The 26,661-nt window shown below is 72.9% G+C and carries 18 protein-coding genes; 6 read left to right on the plus strand and 12 right to left on the minus strand.

Annotated elements, in window-relative coordinates; all coding sequences use genetic code 11:
- Positions 1-2: 2 nt before the first annotated feature.
- The 4 genes from LY05_RS14095 to accD form a co-directional block, all read right to left on the minus strand.
- On the minus strand, positions 3-1,376 hold the full coding sequence (locus tag LY05_RS14095; protein WP_072747159.1) for an aminotransferase class I/II-fold pyridoxal phosphate-dependent enzyme: 1,374 nt from the start codon (positions 1,374-1,376) through the stop codon (positions 3-5).
- 28 nt (positions 1,377-1,404) lie between these two features.
- Positions 1,405-8,940 carry a type I polyketide synthase gene (locus tag LY05_RS14100; RefSeq protein WP_148923572.1) on the minus strand — a complete coding sequence of 2,512 codons (7,536 nt, stop codon included), beginning with the start codon at positions 8,938-8,940 and terminating at the stop codon, positions 1,405-1,407.
- 119 nt (positions 8,941-9,059) lie between these two features.
- Positions 9,060-10,316 (minus strand): bifunctional folylpolyglutamate synthase/dihydrofolate synthase, encoded by a 1,257-nt coding sequence (locus LY05_RS14105; RefSeq protein ID WP_148923593.1) that lies wholly within the window; start codon positions 10,314-10,316, stop codon positions 9,060-9,062.
- Between the two features lie 56 nt (positions 10,317-10,372).
- Positions 10,373-11,293, minus strand: coding sequence for an acetyl-CoA carboxylase, carboxyltransferase subunit beta (gene accD / locus LY05_RS14110; protein ID WP_072747157.1), 921 nt, complete (start codon positions 11,291-11,293; stop codon positions 10,373-10,375).
- Between the two features lie 155 nt (positions 11,294-11,448).
- Between accD and LY05_RS14115 the strand changes: the two genes are divergently transcribed.
- Positions 11,449-12,306 (plus strand): branched-chain amino acid aminotransferase, encoded by an 858-nt coding sequence (locus LY05_RS14115; protein ID WP_072747217.1) that lies wholly within the window; start codon positions 11,449-11,451, stop codon positions 12,304-12,306.
- A 444-nt stretch (positions 12,307-12,750) separates the two neighbouring features.
- Here the strand turns inward: LY05_RS14115 and LY05_RS14120 are convergent, their stop codons facing one another.
- The 8 genes from LY05_RS14120 to LY05_RS14155 form a co-directional block, all read right to left on the minus strand.
- On the minus strand, positions 12,751-13,812 hold the full coding sequence (locus LY05_RS14120) for a nucleotidyltransferase family protein (protein WP_170259018.1): 1,062 nt from the start codon (positions 13,810-13,812) through the stop codon (positions 12,751-12,753).
- A 58-nt stretch (positions 13,813-13,870) separates the two neighbouring features.
- Entirely contained in the window at positions 13,871-14,671 is an 801-nt protein-coding gene (locus LY05_RS14125) for a crotonase/enoyl-CoA hydratase family protein (protein WP_148923574.1), read from the minus strand.
- On the minus strand, positions 14,664-15,533 hold the full coding sequence (locus LY05_RS14130) for a hydroxymethylglutaryl-CoA lyase (protein ID WP_148923575.1): 870 nt from the start codon (positions 15,531-15,533) through the stop codon (positions 14,664-14,666). Before LY05_RS14130 ends, LY05_RS14125 begins: the two co-directional genes overlap by 8 nt.
- Entirely contained in the window at positions 15,530-17,512 is a 1,983-nt protein-coding gene (locus LY05_RS14135) for an acetyl/propionyl/methylcrotonyl-CoA carboxylase subunit alpha (protein ID WP_148923576.1), read from the minus strand. Before LY05_RS14135 ends, LY05_RS14130 begins: the two co-directional genes overlap by 4 nt.
- A 184-nt stretch (positions 17,513-17,696) precedes the next feature.
- Positions 17,697-19,304 (minus strand): carboxyl transferase domain-containing protein, encoded by a 1,608-nt coding sequence (locus LY05_RS14140; RefSeq protein ID WP_148923577.1) that lies wholly within the window; start codon positions 19,302-19,304, stop codon positions 17,697-17,699.
- 99 nt (positions 19,305-19,403) lie between these two features.
- Positions 19,404-20,570 (minus strand): isovaleryl-CoA dehydrogenase, encoded by a 1,167-nt coding sequence (locus LY05_RS14145; RefSeq protein ID WP_072747151.1) that lies wholly within the window; start codon positions 20,568-20,570, stop codon positions 19,404-19,406.
- Positions 20,552-21,217, minus strand: a complete 666-nt coding sequence (locus LY05_RS14150; RefSeq protein WP_148923578.1) for a TetR/AcrR family transcriptional regulator — start codon at positions 21,215-21,217, stop codon at positions 20,552-20,554. Before LY05_RS14150 ends, LY05_RS14145 begins: the two co-directional genes overlap by 19 nt.
- 97 nt (positions 21,218-21,314) lie before the next feature.
- The gene (locus LY05_RS14155) at positions 21,315-22,169 is read right to left on the minus strand and encodes a flagellar motor protein MotB (protein ID WP_148923579.1); all 855 of its coding nucleotides are present in this window, start codon (positions 22,167-22,169) and stop codon (positions 21,315-21,317) included.
- A 175-nt stretch (positions 22,170-22,344) separates the two neighbouring features.
- Between LY05_RS14155 and LY05_RS14160 the strand changes: the two genes are divergently transcribed.
- From LY05_RS14160 to LY05_RS15465, 5 genes are read left to right on the plus strand one after another with little or no spacing between them, the layout of a single operon-like run.
- Positions 22,345-23,307, plus strand: coding sequence for a FliM/FliN family flagellar motor switch protein (locus LY05_RS14160; protein WP_072747149.1), 963 nt, complete (start codon positions 22,345-22,347; stop codon positions 23,305-23,307).
- A gap of 14 nt (positions 23,308-23,321) precedes the next feature.
- Positions 23,322-23,603, plus strand: coding sequence for an STAS domain-containing protein (locus tag LY05_RS15215; RefSeq protein WP_072747148.1), 282 nt, complete (start codon positions 23,322-23,324; stop codon positions 23,601-23,603).
- Positions 23,600-23,959, plus strand: a complete 360-nt coding sequence (locus LY05_RS14170) for a response regulator (protein ID WP_148923581.1) — start codon at positions 23,600-23,602, stop codon at positions 23,957-23,959. The genes LY05_RS15215 and LY05_RS14170 overlap by 4 nt, the downstream gene beginning before the upstream one ends.
- A gap of 16 nt (positions 23,960-23,975) precedes the next feature.
- Entirely contained in the window at positions 23,976-26,003 is a 2,028-nt protein-coding gene (locus LY05_RS14175; RefSeq protein ID WP_148923582.1) for a chemotaxis protein CheA, read from the plus strand.
- Positions 26,000-26,488, plus strand: coding sequence for a chemotaxis protein CheW (locus LY05_RS15465; protein WP_245728493.1), 489 nt, complete (start codon positions 26,000-26,002; stop codon positions 26,486-26,488). The genes LY05_RS14175 and LY05_RS15465 overlap by 4 nt, the downstream gene beginning before the upstream one ends.
- Positions 26,489-26,661: the final 173 nt, after the last annotated feature.

Consider the following 26,661-nt stretch of genomic DNA (forward strand, 5'->3'; position numbering starts at 1 on the left):
GCTCAGCCGGCGATCAGCGGGCGCGCCAGCGCCTCGGGCAGGGCGGCGGCGGTGATCTCGACGGCACGGTCGATCTGCTCGGGGGCGTGGTCGGCGCTGACGAAGAAGCGCAGCCGCGCCTGCTTCTCGGGCACGGCGGGGAAGGTGATGGGCAGCGCGTTGACCCCGCGCCGCCGCACCATGTCCGACAGGATCGCCGCGCGGGCGCTGTCGCCGACGATGACCGGCGTGACGGCGAAGCCCTGCGACAGCCCGGTGTCCAGCCCGGCGGCGCGCGCGCGCTCGAGCAGGCGCGCGCCGTTGCGCTGCAGCCGCGCCACGCGCTCGGGCTCGGCCTCGAGCACCTCGAGCGCCGCCAGCGCGGCCGCCGTCAGCGGCGCGGCCAGCCCCACCGAATAGACGAAGCCCGGCGCGGTGGCCTTGAGCAGATCGACCAGCGCCGCCGAGCCGGCGATGTAGCCGCCGCAGGACGACAGGGTCTTGCTGAGCGTGCCCATCCAGATCTCGACCGAGGCCGGATCGACGCCCTGCGCCTCGGCGATGCCGCGGCCCGTGGCGCCCAGCACGCCCAGCGCGTGCGCCTCGTCCACCATCAGCCAGGCGTCGTGGCGGCTCTTGACCTCGACGAAGGCGGGCAGGTCGGGCGCGTCGCCATCCATCGAGTAAAGCCCCTCGACGGCGATCAGCACGCGCTCGAAATCGCCGCGCCGGCGGGTCAGAAAGTCATCCACCCAGGCGAAGTCGTTGTGCGGAAAGGTGATGCGCGTCGCGCCCGACAGCCGCGCCCCCTCGTAGATCGAGTTGTGCGCCAGCGCGTCGACCAGCGCCAGATCGCGCGGCCCCAGCAGCGTGCCGATGGCGGTCACGTTCGTCGCATGTCCCGAGACGAAGGCCGCCGCGTCCTCGACGCCCAGGAAACGCGCCAGCGCCTGCTCGAGGCGGCGGTGCAGGTCGCGCTCGCCCGCCACCACGCGGCTGGCCGAGACCGACACGCCGTAGCGGTCGATCGCGGCCTTGGCCGCGGCGCGCACATGCGGGTGACCGTTCAGGCCAAGATAGTTGTAGGACGAGAAATTGAGCAGCTCGCGCCCCTCGATCACGCAGGTCTGGGCCGCGTAGCCCTCCTGCACGCGGAAGAAGGGCGGCTCGATGCCCATCATCTCGGCCGCGGCGCGCTGCATGCGCATCTGCTTGTGCGCGGGCAGGGTCGAGAAGTCGAAGCTGCGCCGCGCCGCGCGCCGGGCCGGCGCGGGGCGTTCGGCCTGCTCGGCGGCGGGGCGCCGGGCGCGGGCGGCGCGCAGCTGTTCGAGCAGCGCCGAGCGCCGCGCCGCCGCGAAACGCCCCTGCCCGTCCTGCGGCGCGCCGTCCTCGCTCATCGCCTCCTCCTCGCTCGTGCGGCGCGCGTCACAGCGCGCGCCCGGTTTCGTCCGCCCGCCGCGCGATCTCGGCCAGCGCGGCGGGGTCCACGCCCTCGGCCACATGGCGCTCGGCCAGCTCGGCGGCGGCGCGCGCGTCGCCGTCGGCCTCGTTCGGCGCCGCCTCGACCTCGAGCGCCCGCGCCAGCGCGCGCGCGGCCACGTCGGTCAGCGTCGCGCCGCCCGACAGCGACATGAGCGGCAGATCGACGCCCAGCTTCTCTTCCGCCGCCATGCGCAAATCGACCGCCATGAGGCTGTCGAAGCCCATATCGGTCAGCGGCTGGGCCGGGTCGATCTCTTCGACCGGCAGGCGCAGGATGCGCGACGCCTCCTGCGCCAGGCGCTCGATCACCAGGCGCAGCGCCTCGTCCTCGGGCAGGCCGCGCACCAGCGCCGCCAGATCCGCCGCCCCGGCGCCCGCGCCCGCCTCGAGGCGCGGCATGGGCAGGCGGGCGAAAAGCGGCGTCGCGGTCAGCGCCAGCTCGCGCCGCGCCGAGGCCCAGTCGAGCTGCGCATAGCCGATGGCCGAAAGATCGGCCGGATCCTGCGCGGCCAGGGCCATCTCGAGCCCGGCCAGCGCCTCGCGCGCGGTCAGGGCGGCGGCGCCCAGGCGGCCCGACAGCAGCTTTTGCGTCTGCTCGTCGCGCGTCAGATAGCCCGCATCCGAAATCGCGCCCCAGGCCATGGCCAGACCCGGCAGCCCCGCCCGGCGGCGCTCGGCCATCAGGGCCTCGAGATAGGCGTTGGCCGCCACATAGGCCGCCTGCCCCGGATTGCCGATCAGCGTCGTCGCCGACGAAAAGACCACGAACATGTCAAGCTCGAGCCCGCGCGTCAGCAGATCGGCGTTGCGCGCGCCGGCGATCTTGGGACGCAGCACGCGGCGCACGCGCTCGGTCTCCTGATTGGCCAGCAGGCCGTCCTCCAGCACCATGGCCGCGTGGATGACGCCGCGCAGCGGGGCCGGGCCGCCCTCGATCTCGGCGATGAGGGCGCGCATGGCGTCCTGGTCGGCGGCGTCCACGGCGCGGATCTCGACCGCGGCGCCGGCGGCCTCCATGCGGCGGATGGCGGCGCGCGCGCCCTCGGTCGGCCGCCCCCCGCGCGAGGTCAGCCACACCCGCCGCGCCCCGCGCTCGACCAGCCAGGCGGCGGTTTCGGCGCCGAAGCCGCCCAGCCCGCCGATGACCAGCCAGGCGCCGTCGGGACGCAGCGCGGGCGCCGCGGCGCGCGCGGCCGGCGCGGGGGCCCTGGGCGCGCGGATCAGGATCTTGCCCACATGGCCCGACTTCTGCATCAGGCGGAAGGCGTCGGCGACGTCCGAGGGATCGAACGCCGCATGCGGAAGCGGCGCCAGGTCGCCGCGCGCGAACAGCCCGCCCAGCGCCTCGAACATGCGCCGCGCCAGCTCGGGCCGATGAACCAGCAGCTGATCCGCGTCCACCCCGAAATAGGTCAGGTTGCGGCGGAAGGGTCTGAGCCCGATCTGCGAGTCGGCGTAGAAGTCGCGCTTGCCCAGCTCGATGAAGCGCCCGAAGGGGCGCAGGCATTCGAGCGTGCGCTCGAGCGCCTCGCCCGACAGCGAGTTGAGCGCCACGTCGACCCCCTGCCCCCCGGTCGCCTCCAGGACCTGGGCGGCGAAGTCGAGCGAGCGGCTGTCGAACACGCGCCAGGCGCCAAGGCGGCGCAACAGCGCCCGCCGCGCCGGCGTGCCCGCCGTGGCGATCACCCGCGCCCCGCGCGCCGCGGCGATCTGGATCGCCGCCAGCCCCACCCCGCCGGCGCCGCCATGGATCAACGCCGTTTCGCCGCGCGACAGGTTCGCCAGCTGCACCAGCCCATACCAGGCGGTCAGGAATGCGGCGGGGATGGTCGCGGCGGCCAGAGGCTCGACGCCCTCGGGCAGGGGCGCGGCGGCGTCCTCGCGTACGCAGGCATGGCTGGCGAAGCAGGACGAGGCGAAGGCGATCACCTGGTCGCCCGGCTTGAAGCGCGTGCAGGCCGCGCCCACGCGCGTGACCACGCCCGAGCACTCCATGCCCAGCGTCGGCCCGGCGAAGCCGTCCTCGAGCGCCTCTTCGGGCAGCAGGCCCTGGGCCCACATCACGTCGCGGAAGTTGAGGCCGGCGGCCAGGATCTCGATCTCGATCTGGTCGGGGGCGGGATCGGGCCGCGGCGCGACGCGCCACTCGAGCGTGTCGATGTCGCCCTGGCGGGCGATCTCGAGCCGGCGGATCGCCGCGCCCCCGGCCGCGGCGGCGCGCGCGCGGTCGGGCAGGTCGGGGGCGCGCTGCACGCGCACGCCCGAACGGCCAAGCCGGTCGTGCACCGTCTCGCGATCCTCGGCGGGGGCGCGCAGCTCGGCGGCCAGGGCGGCGAGGAAGGCGTCGTCGTCCAGCTCGGGGTCGAAATCGGCAAGGCGCAGGTCGAGAGCGGGGAACTCGTTCGCCGCGACCCGGGTCAGCCCCCACATCGCCGCGTCCAGCGGGCGCAGGCGCCGCCCGGCGCCGGCGGCGACGCCGCCTCGGGTGACGACCCACACCCGCGACGGCGCCCGCGCCTCGGTCAGCGCGCGGCGCAGCGCCATGATGCGGGTGGCGGCCTCGTCGGTCTCGTCGGCCCGATCGGGGGCCTCGGCCGGAAGGAACAGCAGCTCGGCGCCCTCGGGCGCGGCCCCAAGCTCGGCCAGCGCCGAGGCGCGCGCCGCGATCCCATGCGCGCCCAGCGCGTCGGCCAGCGCCCGCGCGGCGGCCTCGCGGCCCTCGGGGGCGACGACAAGCAGGCCCGGCGGCAGGCCGGGCTCGGCCGCGCCGTCCTGCGCGGCGGCCGCGTCTCCCTGCGCGGGTTCGGCGGGCGCCCGGCCGCCGGGCCGTTCGGCCCCCGCCGCGGCCTGCGCCGGGGCGCGGGCGGTGAGCAGGGCGGCCTGCGTCTCGGCGCTGTCCAGGGCGGCCGCGGCGGCGCCCTCGAAGCCGGCGCGGGCCAGATCGGCGGCCCATTCGGCGCCGTCCTTCTGAAGGCCAAGCGGCGCCTGCGGGTCGAGCGTGTCGCGCCACCAGGGCGCGGCCAGGCCTTCGGTCAGGTCAAGGGCAAGGCCGGGCGCCTCCTCGACCGCGGCGACCAGCGCGCCCGGGGCAAGGCGCCGGCGCAGGGCGGCCAGGGCGTCGGCACCCATGCGCGCGAGCGCGTCGGCGCACAGGACAAGGTCGAAATCGGGCGCGTCGGGCAGCTCGTCGAGCGCGGCGAAGCGCAGCCCCGCCCGCCCCGGATCGGCCATGGCCAGCGCGCGCGCGCGCCGCGGGTCGGGGTCGGCGATCACGGCGCGGGCCAGGCGCCCGGCCTCGGCCGCCTCGGCCAGCCGGTCGACCAGCGCGGCGGGCGCGGCGCCCAGCACCAGCACGCAGATCCGCCGCGCGGCCGGCGCGGGCGCGTCGGCCAGCAGCGCGTCGAGCAGCCGCTCGAGCGCGGCCCAGCGCGCCTCGCCCGCCGGGCCGGCGGCGCGCATGCGCAGCTGCGCGGCGGTGCGCGGCTCGTCGCCCGCCCCAAGCCCTTCGGCCAGCGCGCGGGGCAGGCGCTCGGCCGCGTCGATGATGCGCATCAGCTCGTTGATCCGCCGCGGCGCCTCGGCCAGCAGGGCCTCGGTCAGCTGCTCGGCCGAGGGATAGGGCGCCTCGGCCAGGCGGAAAGCGCCTTCGGGCAGGCGCACGAGCGCCCCGTCATCCTCGAGCGCGGTCAGGATCCGCCACAGAAGGGGGCGCGCGTTTTCGGCCAGGCGCCCCTCGGCCTGCATGGCCGCCGGGTCGATCACCCCCTCGCGCGCAAGCGCGGCCGCCGCGTCGAACGCGGCGCGGCGCGCCAGCGTGTCGATCAGCAGCGCGCCGGCGCCCGGCTCGGGCGGGGTCTCGGCGGCCAGGGCGCGGGCGCTTTCGGCGACGGGATCGAGCGGCGCGGCCGCGCGGCCCTCGGGCGGGGCCAGCCGCTCGAGCGCGTTGCGATAGACCAGCGCGCGCGGGTCGGCCGAGCGGGTCATCTCGACCGCCTTGAAGCGCACCTCGTCGGCCTCGGCCAGCGGGGCGCCGTCATGGCCGACAAGCGTGAAGCGGGCCACGATCTCGCGCGGGCCGGCGCGCAGGATCTCGATCCACGCGCCGCGAATGCCGTCGGCGGGGCCGAACAGCGTCAGGCGGCCGATGCGGATCGGCAGGAAGGCGCGCGCCGGCCCGCCCGCGCGCGCGGCCTCCGGGACCATGGCCAGCAGGCCATGGAAGGCCGCGTCAAGCAGGATCGGATGGATCGTGTGCGCCTCAAGATCCAGCCCCTCGGCGTCGAGGCGCGAATAGGCGCGCTGCGCGTCAAGGCGCATGACCGCCGCGGCGCGGCGAAAGCTGGGGCCGAACTCGATGCCGATGCGCCGCGCGCGCTCGTAAAGCGCCGCGCGGTCCATGGTCGCCGGAGCCTCGGGCGCCGGGCGCGGCGGCGGCGGCGCGCGGAAGGCGCGGCGCACGCGCCCGCGGGCATGCAGGGCGAAATCCTCGCCCGCCAGACGCGCGCGGCTTTCGATCGAGACGACGGCGCGTTCGCCCTCGAGGCGCACGCGCGTCTCGCGCCCGGCCTCGTCGTCGAGCGCGAGCGCGCGCAGGATGTCCAGATCGACCAGCTCGATCGGTCCCTCGGCCAGCGCCGCGCGCCCGGCCGACAGCGCCATGTCGGCGAAGGCCGCGCCGGGCGCCACCACCGAGCCGCCCACCCGGTGATCGCCCAGCCAGGCCGGGCAGCGCGCGTCGATCGCGGCGCGCCAGTCGCGCCCATGCTGGCGCGCGGCGAAGCCCAGAAGCGGGTTCTGCCGCCCCGGCTCGAGCATGCGGATCGCTTCGTCGTCCAGCGCCAGGCGGAAGGTCTGCCGGCGCCACGGATAGGCGGGCAGATCCTCGGCCGCCTTGCGGTCGGGACCGAAGAAGCGCCGCTCGGCCAGGCGCGCGCCCTGCGTCGCGGCGCGGGCCGCGACGCGGCGAAGGTCGGGCGCCTCGTCGCGCTCCTCGAGCGAGGGCAGCGCGGCGGCGGGGCGCGCCTTGGCCTCGGCCACGTCGCGCAGATAGTTCAGCAGCACCGGGCGCGGGCCGATCTCGACGAAGACGCCGCAGCCATCCTCGATCAGCGCCTCGACGCCGGCGCGAAAGCGCACCGGCTGGCGGATGTTCTCGATCCAGTAGGCCGGGCCCAGCTCCTGCCCGTCGGCGGGCCGCCCCCAGGTGGCCGAGACGAAGCGCGCGCGGCATTCGTCGGGCCGCGCCCAGGCCAGCTCGGCGGCCAGCGGCGCGACGATGCGGTCGGCCAGCGGCGAGTGGAACGGATATTCCAGATCCAGCCGCCGCACGGCGATGCGCCGCTTACGCGCGGCGCGCGCAAAGGCGTCGAGCGCCGCCTCGGGCCCCGAAACCGTGACCGAGCGCGGCGAGTTCTCGGCCGCCAGGCACACCTCCTCGAGCCCCTCCTGCGCCAGAAGCTGCTCGACCTTGTCGGCCGGGGCCAGGGCCGCCGCCATGCCGCCGAGACCGCGCAAGGGCTCCTGCCCATGCGAGCGGACATGGATCAGGCGCACCGCGTCGGGCAGATCGAACGCGCCGGCCGCCCAGGCGGCGGCCACCTCGCCCACCGAATGGCCGATCACCGCGTCGGGCGTCAGCCCCTTCTCGGCCAGGCTTTCGGTCACGCCGACCTGGATGGCGAAGAGCAGCGGCTGGGCCAGCGAGGTCGCGCGCAGCCGCCGCTCCAGGTCCTGGTCGTGCAGGGCCTGCGTCAGGCTGACCTCCGACAGGCGCTCGAAGATCGCCGACACCTCGTCGAAACGCGCGCGGAACACCGGATCGGCCGCGTAGGCGGCGCGTCCCATGCCCACGAACTGCGCCCCGTTGCCCGAATAGACGAAGGCGGTGCGCGTCTGGCCGGCCATGGCGCGGCCCACGGCCAGGTCGGCGCTCTCGTTTCCGGCCAGATAGGCGTCGAGCGCGGCGGCCTGCGCCTCGGGCGCCGAGGGCACGACGATCAGGCGGTGGGACAGGCGCTCGCGCCGGTAGGCGGCGGCGTTGGCCAGGCGCGCGGCCTCGTCCGCCGAGGCGCCCCGAAGGCGGTCGCGCCACGCGCCGGCCAGGGCGCGCAGGCTTTCCTCGGAACGCGCCGAGATGATCAGCGGCGCCGGCTCGTGCTGGGCGGGCGGGCGGCGGCGCTCGGCCTCCGAGGGCTGGCGCAGCACGGCATGCGCATTCGCGCCGCCGAAGCCGAACGAGTTGACGCCGGCGTAAAGCGGCGCGCCCGATTCGGGCAGCGGAACCTCTTCGGCCGCAACGCGCAGGTTCAGCCCCGCGAAGTCGATGTCGGGGTTGGGCGTTTCGAAATGCAGCGAGCGCGGCAGCACGCCATGCTCGAGCGCCAGCTGCGCCTTGAGCAGCCCGACCAGGCCCGAGGCCGGCTCGAGATGCCCGACATTGGTCTTGGCCGACCCCACCGGCAGCGGCGCGGCGCGGCGCGCGCCCAGCACCCGCCCCAGCGCCGTCGCCTCGACCGGGTCGCCCACGCGCGTGCCGGTGCCATGGGCCTCGACGAAGGCCAGCCGCTCGGGATCGATCCCGAGGCGCGCATAGCTGGCGCGCAGCAGCTCGGCCTGACGCTCGGCGCTGGGCATGGACACGCCGGTGGTGCGCCCGTCCGAGTTGACCTCGGCGCCGCTGACGACGCCAAGGATGCGGTCCTGGTCGGCGATGGCGGCGGCCAGGTCCTTGAGCACGAAGGTCACCGCCCCTTCCGAGCGCACATAGCCGTCGCCGCGCGCGTCGAAGGCGCGGCACAGCCCCGAGGGCGACAGCATCGTCGCCTGCGAGAAGCCGATGAACGGGAAGGGCGAGAGCAGCATGTTCACCGCGCCGACGATCGCCGTCTCGACGCGCCCGGCGGCGATGGCCTCGACCGCGGCGTGCAGCGCGTAGAGCCCGGACGAGCACGCCGTATCGACCGTGAAGCTGGGGCCGTGCAGGTCCAGCACATAGGACAGCCGGTTCGAGATCAGCGACAGCGTGTTGCCGGTCATGAACTGGGCGCCGGCGGCGGTGGGATCGAAATTGAGGTGATTCGAGTAGTCCGAGGCCGAGGCGCCCACGAACACCCCCGCCCGGTCCTTGCGCAGCGCCGAGGGTCGCAGCCCCGCCTTCTCGAGCGCCTCCCACGTCACCTCCAGCAGCAGGCGCTGCTGGGGGTCCATCTGCTCGGCCTCGCGCGGCGAGATGCCGAAGAACCCGGCGTCGAAGTCGAAGGGCGCGTCAAGCTGGCCGGCGGCGAAGGTGTAGGCCCGCCCCGCGCGGGGCACGTCGGGATGGGCGAAGCGCTCGCGGATCCAGCGGTCGGACTGCACTTGCGAGACCGTGCACCGCCCCTGCATGAGCACCGACCAGAATTCCTCGGGACTGCGCGCGCCCGGCAGGCGGCACGCATAGCCAATGATGGCCGCTTCGCGCGGTTCGACGGGCTTGAGCACTCGATCGCCTTTCCTGGTGTCCGACTTCCCCCAACGGCAGTCCCCACCGCCGTTATCGCAAACGCGCCGCGCGCTCAACCGCAAGCGCCCCTCGCGCCGGCCGCGCTCGCGCTTCCGCGTCAATCCAGCGGCGGCATCGTCCGCAGCACCGCGCCCGCCAGATAGAGCGAGCCGCAGATGACGACCCGCGGCGCCGGATCGCCCGCCCGCGCCACCGCGGCCAGCGCCGAGCCAAGGTCGCCGGCGGCCTCGGCCCTCAGCCCGACGGCCCGCGCCGCGGCGGCCGTGCGCTCGGCCGGCAGCGTCGCCGGCGCGTCGGGAATGCTCACCGCGTGCACCATGGGCGCCAGCGGCGCGAAGTGCCCGAGGAACCCTTCGGGATCCTTGGTGTCCAGCATGCCGCAGACAAGGTGAAGCGGAGCGGAACGGCGCGCGTTCATCCGCGCCAGAAGCGCGGCCAGCGCCTGGCCCGCCGCGGGGTTGTGCCCGCCGTCCAGCCAGATCTCGGCGTCGGGCGGCGCGCCGGGCAGATCGGCCGGGTCAAGGCGCTGCATGCGCGCGGGCCAGCGCGCGCCGGTCATGGCGCCGGCGCAGGCGGCCTCGTTCATGCCCAGCGCGCGCAGCGCCGCGACGGCGGCGCCGGCGTTGACGATCTGATGCGCGCCCGCCAGCGCCGGCAGGGGCAGGTCCAGCAGCCCGTCCGCATCCTGATAGACCAGGCGCCCGGCCTCTTCGCGGCTGTCCCAGTCCTGCCCGCCGATCAGCAAGGGCGCGCCCAGCCGCGCGGCCCGCTCCTCGACGACGGCGCGGGCCTGGTCGGGCTGGGGGGCCAGCACGCAGGGGATTCCGGGCTTGAGGATGCCGGCCTTCTCGGCGGCGATCTGCGCCAGCGTCTCGCCCAGATATTGCTGATGATCGAGCGAGATCGGCGTGATCGCCGTCAGCGCCGGGCGCGAGATGACGTTGGTCGCGTCCAGCCGCCCGCCCAGCCCGACCTCGATCAGCGCGTAGTCGGCCGGGCTGCGCGCGAAGGCCAGAAAGGCGGCGCAGGTGGTGATCTCGAAAAAGGTGATGGGCGCGCCGGCGTTCACGCGCTCGCACTCTTCCAGCAGCGCCAGCAGATCGGGCTCGGAGATCAGCCGCCCGGCGACGCGGATGCGCTCGTGAAACCGCGCCAGATGCGGCGAGGTGTAGACATGGCAGCTGCGCCCCGCGCTTTCCAGCCCGGCGCGGATCATGGCCAGCGTCGAGCCCTTGCCGTTCGTGCCGGCCACATGGATCGCCGGCGGCAGGTCGCGCTCGGGATGGCCGAGGCGCGCCAGCAGACGCTCGACCCGCTCGAGCGTCAGGTCGATGATCTTCGGGTGGAGCGCCATCAGCCGCTCCAGCGCCGCGTCGCTGCCCGCCCGCGCCGCGGGCGCCGGAGCCTCGCTCAAGCCTCGTCCCCTTCGGCGGGCGCGCCCTGCTCGTCCCCCGGGGCGGGCAGGTCGCCATGGCTGCGCGGCGGCGCCTTGGTCAGCAGCCGCAGAATCTGCGCCAGCTCGTCGCGCAGCTGGTGACGATGGGTGACGCGGTCCAGCATCCCGTGCTCGAGCAGATACTCGGCGCGCTGGAAGCCCTCGGGCAGCTTCTCGCGGATGGTCTGCTCGATCACGCGGGGGCCGGCGAAGCAGATCAGCGCCCCCGGCTCGGCGATCTGCACGTCGCCCAGCATGGCGTAGCTGGCGGTGACGCCGCCGGTGGTCGGATGGGTCAGCACGACCACGTAGGGCAGGCCCGCTTCCTTGACCATCTGCACGGCCACGGTGGTGCGGGGCATCTGCATCAGGCTCAGGATGCCCTCCTGCATGCGCGCGCCGCCGGCGGCCGAGAACACGACCAGGGGCGCCTTGCGCTCGACCGCGCGCTCGGCCGCCGCGATCATCGCGTTGCCCACGGCCATGCCCATCGAGCCGCCCATGAAGCTGAAGTCCTGCCCGGCGCAGACGGCGCGCAGGCCGCCGATCTCGCCCTCGGCGACCAGCATGGCCTCGTGCTCGCCGGTCTTGCGGCGCGCGTCGCGCAGACGCTCGGCGTAGCGCTTCTCGTCCTTGAAGCCCAGCGGGTCGGGGATGGGGTCGGGAACCGGCACCTCGACGAACAGCCCGCCGTCGAACAGCGCCTTGAAGCGCTCGCGCGGGCTGATGGGCATGTGGTGCTGGCAGTTGGGGCACACGTTCAGCGCGTCGGACAGCTCGCGATGGAACAGCATGGTTCCGCACGCGTCGCATTTGCGCCAGAGATTGTCCGGCACCTCGCGCCGCGAAAACAGCGAGTTGATCTTCGGGCGGACGTAGTTCGTGATCCAGTTCATGGACGCCGTTCCTCGCGCGGTCTCGTTCCGGGGTATTAGTGTCGCGCGGCGCCAAATGCAATGCGGGCCGCGCCGCGCCGGCGCCCGGCGGCTTGCAACCGTCCGGCCGGCGCGACACAGTGGCGGCGCTTGCGGGAGAGGAGAAGACGATGACCATGGCCGGCGGCGAGACATGGACCTGGTTCGACGGCGCCTGGACGCGCGGCGCGCCCATGGTGGCGAGCGCGGCCGATCACGGGCTTTGGCTGGGCAGCTGCGTGTTCGACGGCGCGCGCGCCTTCGAGGGCGTGGCCCCGGATCTCGAGCTGCACTGCGCGCGGCTCAACGCCTCGGCCCGGGCGATGGGCCTGAACCCGCCCCTGAGCGACGAGCGCATCGCGCAGCTGTGCCGCGAGGGGCTGAGCCGCTTCTCGCCCGGCGCCGCCGTCTACATCCGCCCCATGTGCTGGGCGCGCGACGGCGGCGCGGCGCTGATCGCCCCCGATCCCGACAGCGCGGCGTTCTGCCTGTGCCTCGAAGAGCTGCCCATGGCGCCGTTCAAGGGGTTCTCGATCACGCTCACGCGCTATCGGCGCCCCCTGCCGTCCATGGCGACCACCGACGCCAAGGCCGCCTGCCTTTACCCCAACAACGCGCGCATGGTGCGCGAGGCGCGCGCGCGCGGCTTCGACAACGCGCTGGCGCTGGACGCGCTCGACAACGTGGCCGAGCTGGCCACCTCCAACGTCTTCATCGTGCGCGACGGGGTGGCGATGACGCCGATTCCCAACGGAACCTTCCTCAACGGCATCACCCGCCAGCGCGTGATCGGCCTGCTGCGCGACGACGGCATCGAGGTGCGCGAGACGGTGCTGACGGTCGAGGACGTGCGCGCCGCCGACGAGGTCTTCTCGACCGGCAACGCGCACAAGGTCATGCCCGTAACGCGCTTCGACGACCGCGAGTATCCCGTCGGCCCCGTGACCCGCCGCGCGCGAGAGCTTTACTGGGACTTCGCCCACGGCCGCCTCTGAAGGCGCCGGCAGCAGGCCTTGCGCGCCATCGCGCCGCGGCGCAGCGGCGTCCTGGCCCGCGCGCCGGGCGCCGGGCGCGCGCCTCCCGCGCCACGACCGGACGCCGCGCGGCGGCGGCCCGCTCCCTTGCATCGCGAACGCCTGTCCTTCGCGCGAGGCCGGAGCCTTGGCGCGCCTGCACGTCGCGCCGGCCGGCCAGACCCCGCCCCCGCGCCGCCCCGCGCGCGCAGCGGCCTGGCATCGCCGCGCGGCGCCGCGTCGAGATGCTCGGGGGCGGGGCGCAGCGCGATTCGGCCGGCGGCAAGGCGGGCGCTCTGGGGGGCGACGGGGGCGCTGGGCAAGCCGGCGGCGCGGCGGCCCGGCGCCGGCAATCCGCGCCGGCGGTCCGTGGCGCCAGGCCTTGGGGTCGGTCCCAGGGTCAGTCCCTGGCGTCGGCCCTCAGGGTCAATCCTCGGGGCGCCGGCGCAGGCCGCGCACGAAGCGGGCGACGCGCGCCGGGTTGGTCAGCGCGCGCAGCAGATGCGCGCGGCGCTCGGGCGAGGCCAGCGCGCGCAGCGGCGCGCCCATGGCGTCGCGGGCGGCGCGGCGGGCGGCGGCCTCGGGGTCGGCCAGGGAATCGAGCGCGCGCCGCGCCCATGCGCGGGCGGCGCGGTCCGGGGGCGCGGGCTCGTCCCAGATCAGCGCCATCGCCGCCTGCCAGGCGCGAAGCGCGGCGCCCTGTCCCGCCGCCTCGAACCGCGTCGCCAGCGCCTGGGCATGCGCCGCGCCGTTCAGCCGCCGCCAGTCCAGCGCGCCGCGCAGCGGCAGCGCCCCGCGCGCAAGGCCCCGATCGGCGATCATCGCGTGACGCACCAGATGCGCCAGCCGATCCTCGGGCGCGGGCGTGGCCAGCCCCTCGAGCGCCGAGGCGGAGGCCCGCGCCGCCACCGCGGCCGGGTCGAGCAGCGCGCCCGCATCCCAGCCAAGGCGCACATGCAGCTCGATGGTCGCGCCCAGCCCCGATTCGGGGAACATCGCCGGAAAATGGTAGTCGCCGCCCGAAACGAAGGCGGCCTCGTCGCCGCGCCAGCCTGCGGCCCGCAGCGCCCGGACCGCGGCGGCAAGGTCGCGCGGCGCCACGAGCAGATCCAGATCGACCATCTCGCGCCACGGCGCCGGGGCGCCGCCGGCGGCCAGGAACGCCGCGCCCTTGAGCGCCGTCGCCCGCACCCCCGCGCGCGCCAGCGCCGCGCCCGCCTCGGCCAGCTGCGCGAAGACCAGCCGCGCATGCGCCTCGCGCGCCGCCTGCGCCGGAGCCAGCAGCGGCGCCATGGCCGGGACCGCCAGCGCCACGCCGCGGCACGCGGCCCAGGCGACGCGGTTTCGCTCGGCCATCGCCAGCATCGGCGCCAGGGTTCCCGACAGGCGCGCGGGGGCGAGGCTGCGGCCGGCGGCCTCGTCGTCCCAGACGCGCAGCATCGCCGCAAGGTCCCGCGCCGCGGCCTCGGCTTCGCGCCGGTCCCTCATGCGCCCTCGCTTCGCGCGCCGCGCCCGGCCGCCTTGCGCAGACCTGACGGGCGGCGCATCAGGACCCCTGACCGCCCTTGGCCGCCCAGCGCGGAGGGCGCCTTTCGAAGAAGGCCGAGACGCCCTCATGCGCCTCGGGATCCTCCCAGGCGTCGGCCAGGCGCTCGGCCGTCATGGCGATCACCGCGTCGTCGATCGTCGGCCCCAGCGCCCGCGCCAGCGCCTTGCAGCGCGCCACGGCGCCCGGCGCGGCCGAGAGATAGGGCTTCACCTCGCGCGCGACGGCGTCGTCAAGCTCGTCCGGCTCGACGACGCGCGCGACCAGGCCGAGCTCGCGCGCCTCGTCGGCGTCGAACAGGCGGGCCGACATGAACACCCGGCGGGCCATGCCCTCGGTCATGCGGGCGATCACATAGGGCGAGATGGTGGCCGGGATCAGCCCCAGCCGCGCCTCGGTCAGGCCGAAGCGCGCGCCGCGCGCCGCCACGCACACGTCGCACACCGCCATCATGCCGATGCCGCCGCCGAAGGCCTGCCCGTTGACGCGGCCGATCAGGGGCTTGGGCAGTTCGTTGAGCGCCTTGAGCATGCGCGCAAGCCGCATCGCCTCGGCGATGCGCTGCTGGCGCGTGGCGGCGAATTGCTGGCGCATCCAGGCCAGATCGCCCCCGGCGCAAAAGCTTTCGCCCGCCCCCGTCAGCACCACCGCGCGCACGGCCGGGTCGGCGCCCAGCGCGGCGGCGGCCTCGGTCAGCTCGGCGATCATGGCGGCGGACAGGGCGTTGTGCTTGTCCGGGCGCGAAAGGGTCAGCATGGCGACGCCGCGGGCGTCGACGTCGATGGCGATGGTCTCAGGCATCGGCGGAGCTCCTCAGGCTGCGGGCGAAGGCGGCGGCGGCGTCGAGACGCGACAGGTCGAGGCCGGTCTCCCAGCCCATCCGAGCCAGAAGGCGCGCCACCTCTTCGGTGGCGACGTTGCCCCTGGCGCCGGGGGCGTAGGGACACCCGCCAAGCCCGCCGACCGAGGCGTCGAAGGTGCGCAGGCCCTTCTCGACGCTCAGCGCGACGTTCTCGAGCGCGCGGCCCCCCGTGTCGTGGAAGTGGCCGGCCAGGCGCCCGGCCGGCACGCGGGCCAGCACGGCGTCGAGCATCGGCGCGACGGTTTCGGGCGCGCCCGCGCCGATGGTGTCGCCCAGGCTGACCTCGTAGCAGCCCATGTCGATCAGCGCGGCGGCGACGCAGGCGACCTGCTCGGGCGGGGTCGGGCCGTCATAGGGACAGGCGACGACGCAGCTGACATAGCCGCGCACGGGCACGCCGTCGGCGGCGGCCGCCTCGAGCACGGGGCGGAAGCGCTCGAGGCTTTCCTCGATCGAGCAGTTGATGTTCTTGCGGCTGAAGCCCTCGGAGGCCGAGGCGAACACGGCCACCTCGTCGGCGCGGGCGGCGCGGGCGGCCTCGTAGCCCTTGAGATTGGGCGTCAGGACCGCGTAGCGCACCCCCGGCTTGCGGCGGATGCCGGCCATCACCTGGGCGGCGTCGGCCATCTGCGGCACCCAGCGCGGCGAGACGAAGCTGGTCGCCTCGATCTTGTCGAAGCCGCACTCGGACAGCATGTCGATCAGCCGGATCTTGTCGGCCGTCGGGATCAGGCGGCTTTCGTTCTGGAGCCCGTCGCGCGGGCCCATCTCGAAGATGCGGATGCGGGGCGCGGCGCTCATTCCTCGGGCTCCAGCGTCAGAAGCACGGCGCCCTCGGCCACCTGCGCGCCGGGCGCGCAGGCCACGCTCGCCACCACGCCGTCGCGCGGCGCGGTCAGGCGATGCTCCATCTTCATCGCCTCCATGACGATCAGCGCGTCGCCCGACTTGACCGCGTCGCCGGGGGCGACGAACACCGCCTTGACCAGGCCGGGCATGGGCGCGGCCGCCGCGTCGCCGCCCGCGGCGGCGTCGTCCGCGGACTCGAGCGGGTCGGGCAGGCGCCATTGCGTGGTCGCGGGGCCGTCGATGACCGCCGCGACCACGCCCTGCGCGTCGCTCCAGCGCATCAGGGTCACGGGCCGGGCGGGGCCGCCGTCGACCGACGCGCGCAGCCGCCCGTCATGGCGCGAGAGCGCGATCTCGCGCCCTTCGGCGGCAAAGCGGCCCGGCCCCTGGGCCTGAAGGCGCACGGCGCGGGCGGCGCCGTCGGGGCCGATCAGCGCGACCTCGCGCGTTTCGGCGTCCCACAAGCGCCAGCCCGAACGATCGTCGAAGGCCGGCGCGGGCGCGGCCTCGTGCAGCCCGAGCGCGGCGATGGCCGCGAGGGCGGGCGTCTCGGGGCGCAGCTCGGGCGGCGCGGACAGCTGCGCAAGCTTGCGATCGATCAATCCCGTGTCCACGCGCCCGGCGGCGAAATCGGGATCGGCGGCCAGCCGCGCCAGGAAGGCCAGGTTGGTGGTCGAGCCGGCGATCTCGGCCGCCTCGAGCGCGTCGATCAGGCGCAGGCGCGCCTCTTCGCGGTCGCGGCCATGGACGATCACCTTGGCGATCATCGGGTCGTAATGGGGGGGGATCTCGTCGCCCTCGCGCACGCCGGCGTCGATGCGCGCGCGATCCTCGGGCAGGCGCAGGCGGCGCAGGCGGCCGGTGGCGGGCATGAAGCCGCGGGCCGGGTCCTCGGCATAGAGGCGCGCCTCGAAGGCCCAGCCGTCGATGCGCAGATCCTCCTGCCGCAGGGGCAGGGGCTCGCCCGCCGCCACGCGCAGCTGCCATTCGACCAGGTCAAGCCCGGCGACGGCCTCGGTGACGGGGTGCTCGACCTGAAGGCGGGTGTTCATTTCCATGAAATAGAAGCGGTCGGGGCGCAGGCCTTCGGACGCGTCGACGATGAACTCGACCGTGCCGGCGCCCGCATAACCGATGGCCCGGGCCGCGCGCACCGCCGCGTCGCCCATGGCGCGGCGCATCTCTTCGGTCATGCCGGGGGCGGGGGCCTCTTCGATCACCTTCTGATGGCGGCGCTGAAGCGAGCAGTCGCGCTCGAACAGGTGCACCGCGCCGCCATGCGAGTCGCCGAAGACCTGGATCTCGACATGCCGCGGCGCGACGATCCACTTCTCGATCAGGCAGGCGCCGTCGCCGAAGCTGGCGCGTCCCTCGCCCTGCGCGGCTTCGAGCGCGGGCAGGAAATCCTCGGGCCGATCGACCTTGCGCATGCCCTTGCCGCCGCCGCCCGCGCGCGCCTTGATGAGCACGGGGTAGCCGATCTCGTCCGCGCGGGCCTTGAGGAAGGCGGGGTCCTGCTCGGCGCCGTGATAGCCGGGCACGACGGGCACGCCGGCCTTTTCCATCGCGGCCTTGGCCGCGTCCTTGAGCCCCATGGCGCGGATCGCCGCGGCGGGCGGGCCGATGAAGGTCAGGCCGGCGGCCTCGACCGCCTCGACGAAGTCGGGGTTCTCGGACAGGAAGCCGTAGCCGGGGTGGATGGCCTCGGCCCCCGCGGCCAGCGCGGCCGCGATGATGCGGTCGCCGCGCAGGTAGCTTTCGGCGGCCGGCGCCGGGCCGATGAGCGCGGCCTCGTCGCAGGCGGCGACATGCGGCGCGTTCGCGTCGACGTCCGAATGGACGGCCACGGTCTTGACGCCCATGCGGCGGGCGGTGCGGGCGATGCGCACGGCGATCTCGCCCCGGTTGGCGATCAGGATCTTGCGGAACATGGTCGGCGTCCTTTCGTCCTTGTCGTGTTGCGGGCGCTGCGCGCCCCGCGCGCCGCTCGATGCGCGGGCGGGCGCGCCTGCCGGTCATGTCGGCCGCGCCGGCGCGCCGGAACCGCCGGGGGCGCGCCCCGGCGCGGCGCGCAAGGCGGCGGCCGGCCCCCGCGATCGCGCGCCGCGCCCGCCATCACATGCGGAACACGCCGAAGCGCGTCTCGGGAATGGGCGCGTTCAGCGCCGCGGACAGCGACAGCGCCAGCACCTTGCGCGTCCGGCGCGGGTCCACCACGCCGTCGTCCCACAGCCGCGCCGAGGCGTAGAGCGGGTGGCCCTGGCGCTCGAACTGCTCGATGATGGGGCGCTTGAAGGCCTCTTCCTCCTCGGGCGACCAGGTTCCGCCCTTGCGCTCGATGCCCTCGCGCCGGACCGTGGCCAGCACGCCGGCCGCCTGCTCGCCGCCCATGACCGAGATGCGCGAGTTCGGCCAGCTCCACAGGAAGCGCGGCGAGTAGGCGCGCCCGCACATGCCGTAATTGCCCGCGCCGAAGCTGCCGCCGACCAGCATGGTGATCTTGGGGACCTGCGTCGTCGCCACGGCGGTGACCATCTTGGCGCCGTGGCGGGCGATGCCTTCGGCCTCGTATTTTCGCCCGACCATGAAGCCGGTGATGTTCTGCAGGAAGATCAGCGGGATCTTGCGCTGCGAGCACAGCTCGACGAAATGGGCGGCCTTGGCGGCGCTTTCCGAGTAGAGGATGCCGTTGTTCGCGATGATGCCGCAGGGCATGCCCTCGACATGGGCGAAGCCGCACACGATGGTCGTGCCGAAGCGGGCCTTGAACTCGTCCAGCCGCGAGCCGTCGACCACGCGCGCGATCACCTCGCGGATGTCGTAGGGCGTCTTGAGGTCGGCAGGCACGACGCCCAGGATCTCGTCCGGGTCGTAGGCCGGCGGCTCGGCGGCGCGCAGCTCGACCGTGGCGGGCTTGGGGCGGTTGAGGTTGCGCACCGCCTGCCGGGCCAGCGCCAGGGCGTGGCGGTCGTCCTCGGCCAGGTAGTCGGCGACGCCGGACAGGCGCGTGTGCACGTCGCCGCCGCCCAGCTCCTCGGCGGTGACCACCTCGCCGGTGGCGGCCTTGACCAGCGGCGGACCGGCCAGAAAGATCGTGCCCTGCTCCTTGACGATGATCGTCACGTCCGACATCGCCGGCACATAGGCGCCGCCCGCGGTGCATGAGCCCATGACCACCGCGATCTGCGGGATTCCCTTGGCCGACATGTTCGCCTGGTTGAAGAAGATGCGCCCGAAATGGTCGCGGTCGGGGAACACCTCGTCCTGCTGGGGCAGGTTGGCGCCGCCGCTGTCCACCAGGTAGATGCAGGGCAGGCCGCATTGCTCGGCGATCTCCTGCGCGCGCAGGTGCTTCTTGACGGTCATGGGGAAGTAGGTGCCGCCCTTGACCGTGGCGTCGTTGCACACGACCATGACCTCGCGCCCCTCGACGCGGCCGACGCCGGCGATGACGCCCGCGCCGGGCGCCGCGCCGTCATACATCCCGTGCGCGGCCAGGGCGCCGATCTCGAGGAACGGCGCGCCGGGATCGAGCAGCGCCTCGACCCGCTCGCGCGGGGGCAGCTTGCCGCGCGCCACATGGCGCGCCAGCGCCTCGGGACCGCCGCCGGCGCGCGCGGCCTCGGCCGCGGCGCGGATCTGCTCGAGCGCCTCCAGATGCGCGGCGCGGTTGGCGCGCGCCTGCTCGGAACCGGCGGCGAAGTTCGATTTCAGAACGGTCATGAGCGCCTCGTTCTCCTGCTCGGGGCCGGGCGCGGCCCGGTTTGCGCATGGCGGCGGGGCGGGGCGATCTTGGGCCCGCGCCCGCCGGACGGCCCCGCCTTACGGCGCGGTGACCTTCATCAGCTCGCGCCCGCACAGCATGCGGCGGATTTCCGACGTGCCGGCGCCGATCTCCATCAGCTTGGCGTCGCGGAAGATGCGGCTGACGGGGCTGTCGTTCAGATAGCCGGCGCCGCCGAAGGCCTGCACCGCCTGCACCGCCTGCTGCATCGCGGCCTCGGAACAGTAGAGCACGCAGGCCGCCGCGTCCTGGCGCGTGACCTCGCCGCGGTCGCAGCTGGCGGCGACGGCGTAAAGATAGGCGCGCGCGGTGTTCATGGCGGTGTACATGTCGGCGATCTTGGCCTGCATCAGCTGGAATTCGCCGATCGGGCGGCCGAACTGCTTGCGCTCGTGCATGTAGGGCATGACGTGGTCGAGCATGGCGTTGAGCAGCCCGACCCCGATGCCCGACAGCACGACGCGCTCGTAATCGAGGCCGGACATGAGCACCTTGACGCCCTCGTTCTCGCGCCCGAGGACGTTTTCGAAGGGCACCTCGCAATCCTCGAAGATCAGCTCTCCGGTGTTCGAGCCGCGCATCCCCAGCTTGTCGAAATGGGGCGAGGTCGAGAAGCCCTTCATGCCGCGCTCGATGATGAAGGCGGTGATGCCGCGCGGCCCGGCCTCGGGGTCGGTCTTGGCGTAGACGACCAGCGTGTCGGCGTCGGGGCCGTTGGTGATCCAGTATTTCGAGCCGTTGAGCACGTAGCGGTCGTTGCGCTTTTCGGCCCGCAGCTTCATCGACACCACGTCCGAGCCCGCGCCCGCCTCGGACATGGCCAGCGCGCCCACATGCTCGCCCGAGATCAGCTTGGGCAGATACTTGCGCTTCTGCTCGGGCGTGCCGTTGAGGCGGATCTGGTTGACGCAAAGGTTCGAATGCGCGCCGTAGCTCAACGCCACCGAGGCCGAGGCGCGGGCCACCTCCTCGACCGCCACGGCATGGGCCAGATAGCCCAGACCGAGGCCGCCGTATTCCTCCTCGACCGTGATGCCGAGCAGGCCCAGATCGCCCATCTCCTTCCACAGATGCGCCGGAAATTCGTTGCTGCGGTCGATCTCGTGCGCGATCGGCGCGACGCGCTCCTGCGCCCAGCGGTGGGTTGCCTGGCGGATCGCCTCGATCTCTTCGCCGAGGGCGAAGTTCATGCTTGCGTGGAACATGCGGTTCTCTCCGTGTCTTTGGGCGTGTCGTCGGGCGCGGACGCCCCGTCTGCGGCCGGGCGCGCGCTGACGCTGCGCGCCACCATGTCGGTGTAGATGTCCTCGATCTGGCGAGCGGTCAGGCGCCCGCCTTCGCGGAACCAGTGGGTGACGCCGGTCAGCATCGAGATGATCGCCCGCGCGGCGACCGGCGGATCGGGCGCATGCATGACCCCGGCCCGCGCGCCGCGCTCGAGAATGCCGCGCAGGATTCCCTCGTATTCCTGGCGCAGGCGCTCGACGGCGCGGAAGTTCTCGGGCTCGAGGCTGCGCAGCTCCATGTAGGAGATGAACACCGCGTCGGCGCGGTCGATGTGAAAGCGGACGTGAAAGCGCGTGAAGGCTTCGAGCGCGGCGGCCGGATCTTCGGGAAGGGGCTGCGCGCGAAAGGCCTTCATCAGCTCGGTCATGTGACCGATCATCAGGTCGCGCAACAGATCCTGCTTCGAGCCGACATGGTTGTAGAGCGCGCCGGGCTGGACGCCGACCTCGCGCGCGATCATCCTCATCGACACCGCGGCGTAGCCATGGCGCGCGAACAGCCGAAGCGCGGCCTTCGCCAGGCTGTCCGCCGTCTGCGCTCCGCTCGAGCCGATTCGCCGCGCCATGCCGATCCTCCCTGATACGGCTTATAAATGAACATTCGTTTCTTTTCCACGACGAAAAACGCCCCGCGCCGGCGAAGGCGCGGGGCGCGGCGGGACGTCAGCGCTTGAGATCGCTGCGCAGGATCTTGATGACGATGCGCCGGTTGCGCGGGCTGAAGGGATCGTCCTTCACCGCGGGCTCGCGGTCGGCCTTGCCGGTGACGCGCGCGATCCGTTCGGGCGCGACGCCGGCGTCGACCAGGATCTTGCGCGCGGCATGGGCGCGATCCGAGGACAGCTCCCAGTTTCCGTAGCCGCCGCCAGTGAACGGCGTCGCGTCGGTGTGACCCTCGATGGCGACGTCGTTGACGACCTTCGAAGCCACATGCCCGACCATCTCGAGCAAGGCGCGCATCCTGGGCGAGGGCTCGGCCGAGCCCGCGGCGAACAGGGGCTGCCCCTCGACGTCGAACAGCTCGATGATCAGCCCCTCATCCTTCACCTGGGTGCGGACATGGCGCAGATCGGGATCCTCGACGTCGCTTTCCCCGCTCATGCCCATGAACAGGTTTTCCATCTCGGCCATGCCGTAGCCGGTCTTGTCGCTCCGCTCGGGCTGGGTCTCGGCCCCGCTGCGGCCCATGGCGGCGTTCTCCTCGGACGGGCGACGGTCGGTGGCGCCGGTGCCGCTCTTGGCCTGCGCGTCCTCCGAGAACACGCTGTCGCCGGCGAACACGCCCGCGCCGCCGCCCGAGATCTTGGCGATGGGCACCTTCGGGTCGAAATATTCGGCCAGCCCCTTGCGCTGGTCCTCGGTGGTCGCGTTCAGCAGCCACATCAGCAGAAAGAACGCCATCATCGCGGTCACGAAGTCCGCATACGCCACCTTCCACGCGCCGCCGTGGTGCCCATCGCCCCCGCCGGCCTTCTTGCGCTTGATGATCGTGACGCCCTGATCGCCCGGTTTGGCCATGGCGATGCTCCCCATGCAATTTCACTCACCCGAGCGCCAATCTGCCCCCCATTCGTTACCGAGCTGTTCCCCTTCCACGCCATTAACCTTTTGCAAACGCTGAAATTTCCGCGTTAAGCACTTCGCAAGCTCCGCAATGGAACATGGCCGCCGATCAGTTGGAGAACGGCGATTCATGACCCAGACCGAGAGCGTGCTCCGAAAGAAGCTTGGCGGCCGCCGCGTCGGCCGCGCGCCCGTCAAGGGCGTCGAGATCATCGGCGAAAACTTCGCCAAGCTTCTGGACGAAAGAATGCGCCACCTGCTGCGCACCATCGTCGGCGGCATCCTTCTGGAGGCCGAAATCCTCAAGATGCAGCAGGTGCTTGAGGAAATCGCCGTGCCCGCGATGATCGGCATCCTGCCGGTGCGCGGCTCGAAGAATTCGGCGCTGGTCAACCTTTCGGGCGACCTCGTCTACCACGTCGTGGATCTGCGCATGGGCGGCGACCCGGAAGATGCGCCGATTCCCACAGCGCGCTCGATCACCGCCATCGATTCGGCGCTCTGCGAGGACTTCGTCGTCGCGATGATCGAGGCCTTCGAGTCGGCGCTGGAGCTCCACCTGGGCGCCGGCGTGAAGGGCAAGATGTCCTTCAGCCATTTCGAGCAGCACGTCACCATGGTGCGAATCGCGCCCGAGCATTCGGACGTTCTGCGTCTGCGGCTCAGCCTCGACATCGGAGAAGCGGCCCGCAGCGGCGAATTCGATCTAGTCCTGCCCCTTTCCGTCCTCGACGCCTACAAGGCGTCCGCCCAACCCGAAGCCGCGCTTGAAGAGCCCGACAAGGCCGACCTGTGGTCCGAGCACATGGCGCGGGCGGCCGCCCAGGCGCCGGTGCGCGTGCGCAGCGTGCTCAAGCGCCTGCGGCTGACGGTCGGCCAGATCGAGGATCTCGCCCCGGGCGTCGTCATCCCCTTGGACGAGAAATGCCGCGAGGACGTCGAGCTCGCCTTCGAAAGCGACGGCAAGCAGCTGGCGCGCGGCCGGCTCGGGGCCGCCGACGGGCGAAAGGCCGTGAAGCTTACCGTCCCGCCCGACCCCGTCCTGCAGTCAAGGCTGCGCGAACTGATCGAAGTCAGCGGACCGATGCAATGAGCCAGGAAACGTCGATGCCGGAGCCGCTCCGGCTGCCCCCGAAATCCCGCCTGCCCGAAGCCGAGGAGCTTCTGGCGCAGCTGCGCCCGCGCGCCGCGGACCCCGAGCTGGCGATCGACGCCAGCGCCGTCGAGGAGATCGCCGCCTCCAGCGTCGTCGTCCTCGTCGCCGCGATTCGCGAGCGGGAGAAGGCCGGGCTGACCACCGCGGTCGCTCAGCCCAGCCCCGCCTTCGTCGATGCATTTTCCGACCTGGGGTTCTTTCAGGACCTGATGAAGCTGGAGTTTCGCCAATGAGCCTCGTTCTCGCCGTCGATGACACCCGCGCCCTGCGCAACATGCTCGTGGACTGCCTGCGCAGCGGCGGGCACGACGTGATCGAAGCCTCGGACGGCGTCGAGGCGCTCGAGCAGCTGCGCGCCCACAAGCCGGACATCGTGATCACCGACCTCAACATGCCCCGCATGAACGGCCTCGACTTCATCGAGGCCGCCCGCCGAGAGCCCGAGGGACGCGGCCTGCCCATGCTGCTGCTGACGACCGAAACGGCGCAGGAGCTCAAGGATCGCGCGCGCCAGGTCAAGGCGACGGGCTGGATCGCCAAACCGTTCGATCCCGATCAGATCCTTTCTCTGGTCGCGCGCCTCGCCTGAACGATAGGAGCCGCCCATGGAAGAAGACGAGGACTACGAAGCCCTGTTCTTCGCCGAATGCGCGGACCTGCTCGGCGATCTTCAGGAGCAGCTCGACCGCATCGCCGACGGCGACGAGGATCCCGAGACGATCAACGCCGCGTTCCGGGCGGTTCATTCGGTCAAGGGAGGGGCCGCCGCCTTCGGCTTCACCGACCTGATCGGCTTCGCCCATATCTTCGAGACCGTGATGGACGGGATCCGCTCGGGGCGGCTGGAAACCACGCCGGACCTCGCCATGATCCTGGTCCGCGCCGGAGACGCGATGGCCCATCTCGTCGAGCTCGCCAGCCAGGGAGGCGGCGAACCGGAGGCGATCGTGCCGCGCGTCAAGGCGGAACTGGAAGAGGTCGCCGCGCAGCTCGGCGCCGAGGCCGCGCCGAAGCCGCAGCCGGAACCCGAGCCGGCGGCCGAATCCGCGTCCCAGATGGGCGAGGCCGCCTCGCGCGAGATCCGCATCCGCTTCGCCCCCGGCCCCGATTTCTTCGCCCGAGGGCACGATCCGTTGCGGATCTTCCGCGCCGCTCGAGAGCTCGGACTGATGTCCGCAGAGGTCGAGGGCGAGGCGCCCCCCCTGAGCGATCTGAGCTTCGAAGCCTGCCCGTTCGTCTGGACGCTGACTTTCGACACCGACCGCCCCGACGCCGAAATCGACGCGTTCTTCGATGTCTGCGCCGATGCGGCCAGCATCGAGCGTCTGGACGGAGAGACGCCGACAGAGCCGACCGACCCGCCGACGCCGACCGAGCCCGCCGCCAGGAAGCAACCGCCGCCGCAGCCCGCCGCCTCCGCAAAGAAGAGCGGCAGCGGCGTCGCGCGCTCCTTGCGGGTCGACCTGGCGCGGGTGGACAAGCTCGTCAATCTCGTCGGCGAGATCGTCATCACGCAGGCCGTCCTGGCTCAGAAGCTGGCCGAAATCGACGGCGCCATGACGCTGGAGGCCGGCCACTCGCTCGAGGCTCTCAATCGTCAGACGCGCGAGCTTCAGGAAAGCGTGATGACGATCCGGGCGCAGCCGGTGAAAAGCGTTTTCAGCCGGATGCCGCGCATCGTCCGCGACCTGTCGGAAACCTTGGGCAAGAGGGCGCGGCTGGTCATCTCGGGCGAGAACACCGAGGTCGACACAACGGTCATCGAGGAGCTTACCGAGCCCCTCACGCACATGCTGCGCAACTCGATGGATCATGGGCTTGAAAGCGCGGAAGAACGACGCGCCGCCGGCAAGCCCGAGGAAGGGGTCATTCACCTTTCGGCCGAACACCGGGGCGAACGGGTGATCATCCAGATCACCGATGACGGCCGCGGGATCGACCGGGACCGCGTTCTCGCCAAGGCGATGGAGCGCGGTCTGGTCGGTCCGGGCGAATCCCTGACCCCCGAGGAAATCGACGCCTTGATCTTCCACCCCGGCTTCTCGACGTCCGAGAAGGTGTCGTCGGTGTCCGGCCGCGGCGTCGGCATGGACGTGGTGAAAAAGAAGATCCAGTCACTCGGCGGACGCTGCACCGTGCGCAGCGAGCCGGGCAAGGGAACCGAATTCACGATCACGCTGCCGCTCACCCTGGCCGTGCTCGACGGCATGACCATCCGCGTGGGCTCCGAACGCTTCGTGCTGCCGCTTTCGAGCGTGATCGAGGCGGTCAGGCTCGAGGACTGCGACGTTCGCGAGATGCATGACGGCTCGCGCATGATCGGCGTGCGAGGCGCGTATCTGCGGCTGATCTCGCTGCGCAAGACGCTTGGCCTGCCTCCGGCGGACGCGCCCGAGACGATGGCCGTCGTCGCCGACACCGAAACGGACGGGCATGTGGCGCTGCTCGTCGACGAGCTGATCGGCCAGCGTCACGTGGTCCTCAAGAGTCTCGAGACGAACTTCAAACGCATCGACGGCGTTTCCGGCGCCACGATACTTGGCGATGGCAGGGTCGCTCTGATCCTCGACGTGCCCTCGCTGGCAAGCCTGGGCCTTCCCCGCAGAACCATGCAACAGGAGACGGTGCATTGACCAGGACCGACAGCGCCGCTGCGCCCGAAGCGGACGCCCCGCGCAGCGGGCAGAAGCAATATGTGACCTTCATGGTCGGCGACCGCACCTATGGCGTCGACATCGTCAGCGTCCGCGAAATCAAGCAATGGACGCCCGCGACGATGCTGCCCAACCAGCCCGCCTACACGCGCGGCGTGCTCAACCTGCGCGGCACCATCGTGCCCGTGCATGACCTGCGCGCGCGTTTCGGCGGCCCGCTGACCGAAGCGACCGATACGCATGTGGTCGTGATCGTATGGATCGGCCAGCAGACCATCGGAATTCTTGTCGACGCGGTCTCCGACATCATCACCGTAAGCCCCGACGACGTCCGCCCCGTCCCCGCCGGCGTCGGCGGCGCCGACGAGAAGGCCATCTCCGGGCTTGTGAACACCGAAGCGGGGCTGGTCTCGCTGCTGGATCTCGAAGGCCTGTTCGCGGCGAACAGCGAGAACGCCGCCTGATCTCGGCAAGTGAAAGAGGCAAGGACATGATCGCAAGACTCCCGCGCCTGGGCCGCCTGAACGTTACGACCAAGATGACCGCCGCGACGGCCGGCGCGGCATTGCTGTGCAGCCTTCTGGTCGGCGCGGTCGCCGTGGTCTCGACCAAACGCAATGCCGAGCAGGAGCTGAAG

This window comes from Oceanicella actignis (assembly GCF_008124525.1).
GTDB classification, from domain to species: domain Bacteria; phylum Pseudomonadota; class Alphaproteobacteria; order Rhodobacterales; family Rhodobacteraceae; genus Oceanicella; species Oceanicella actignis.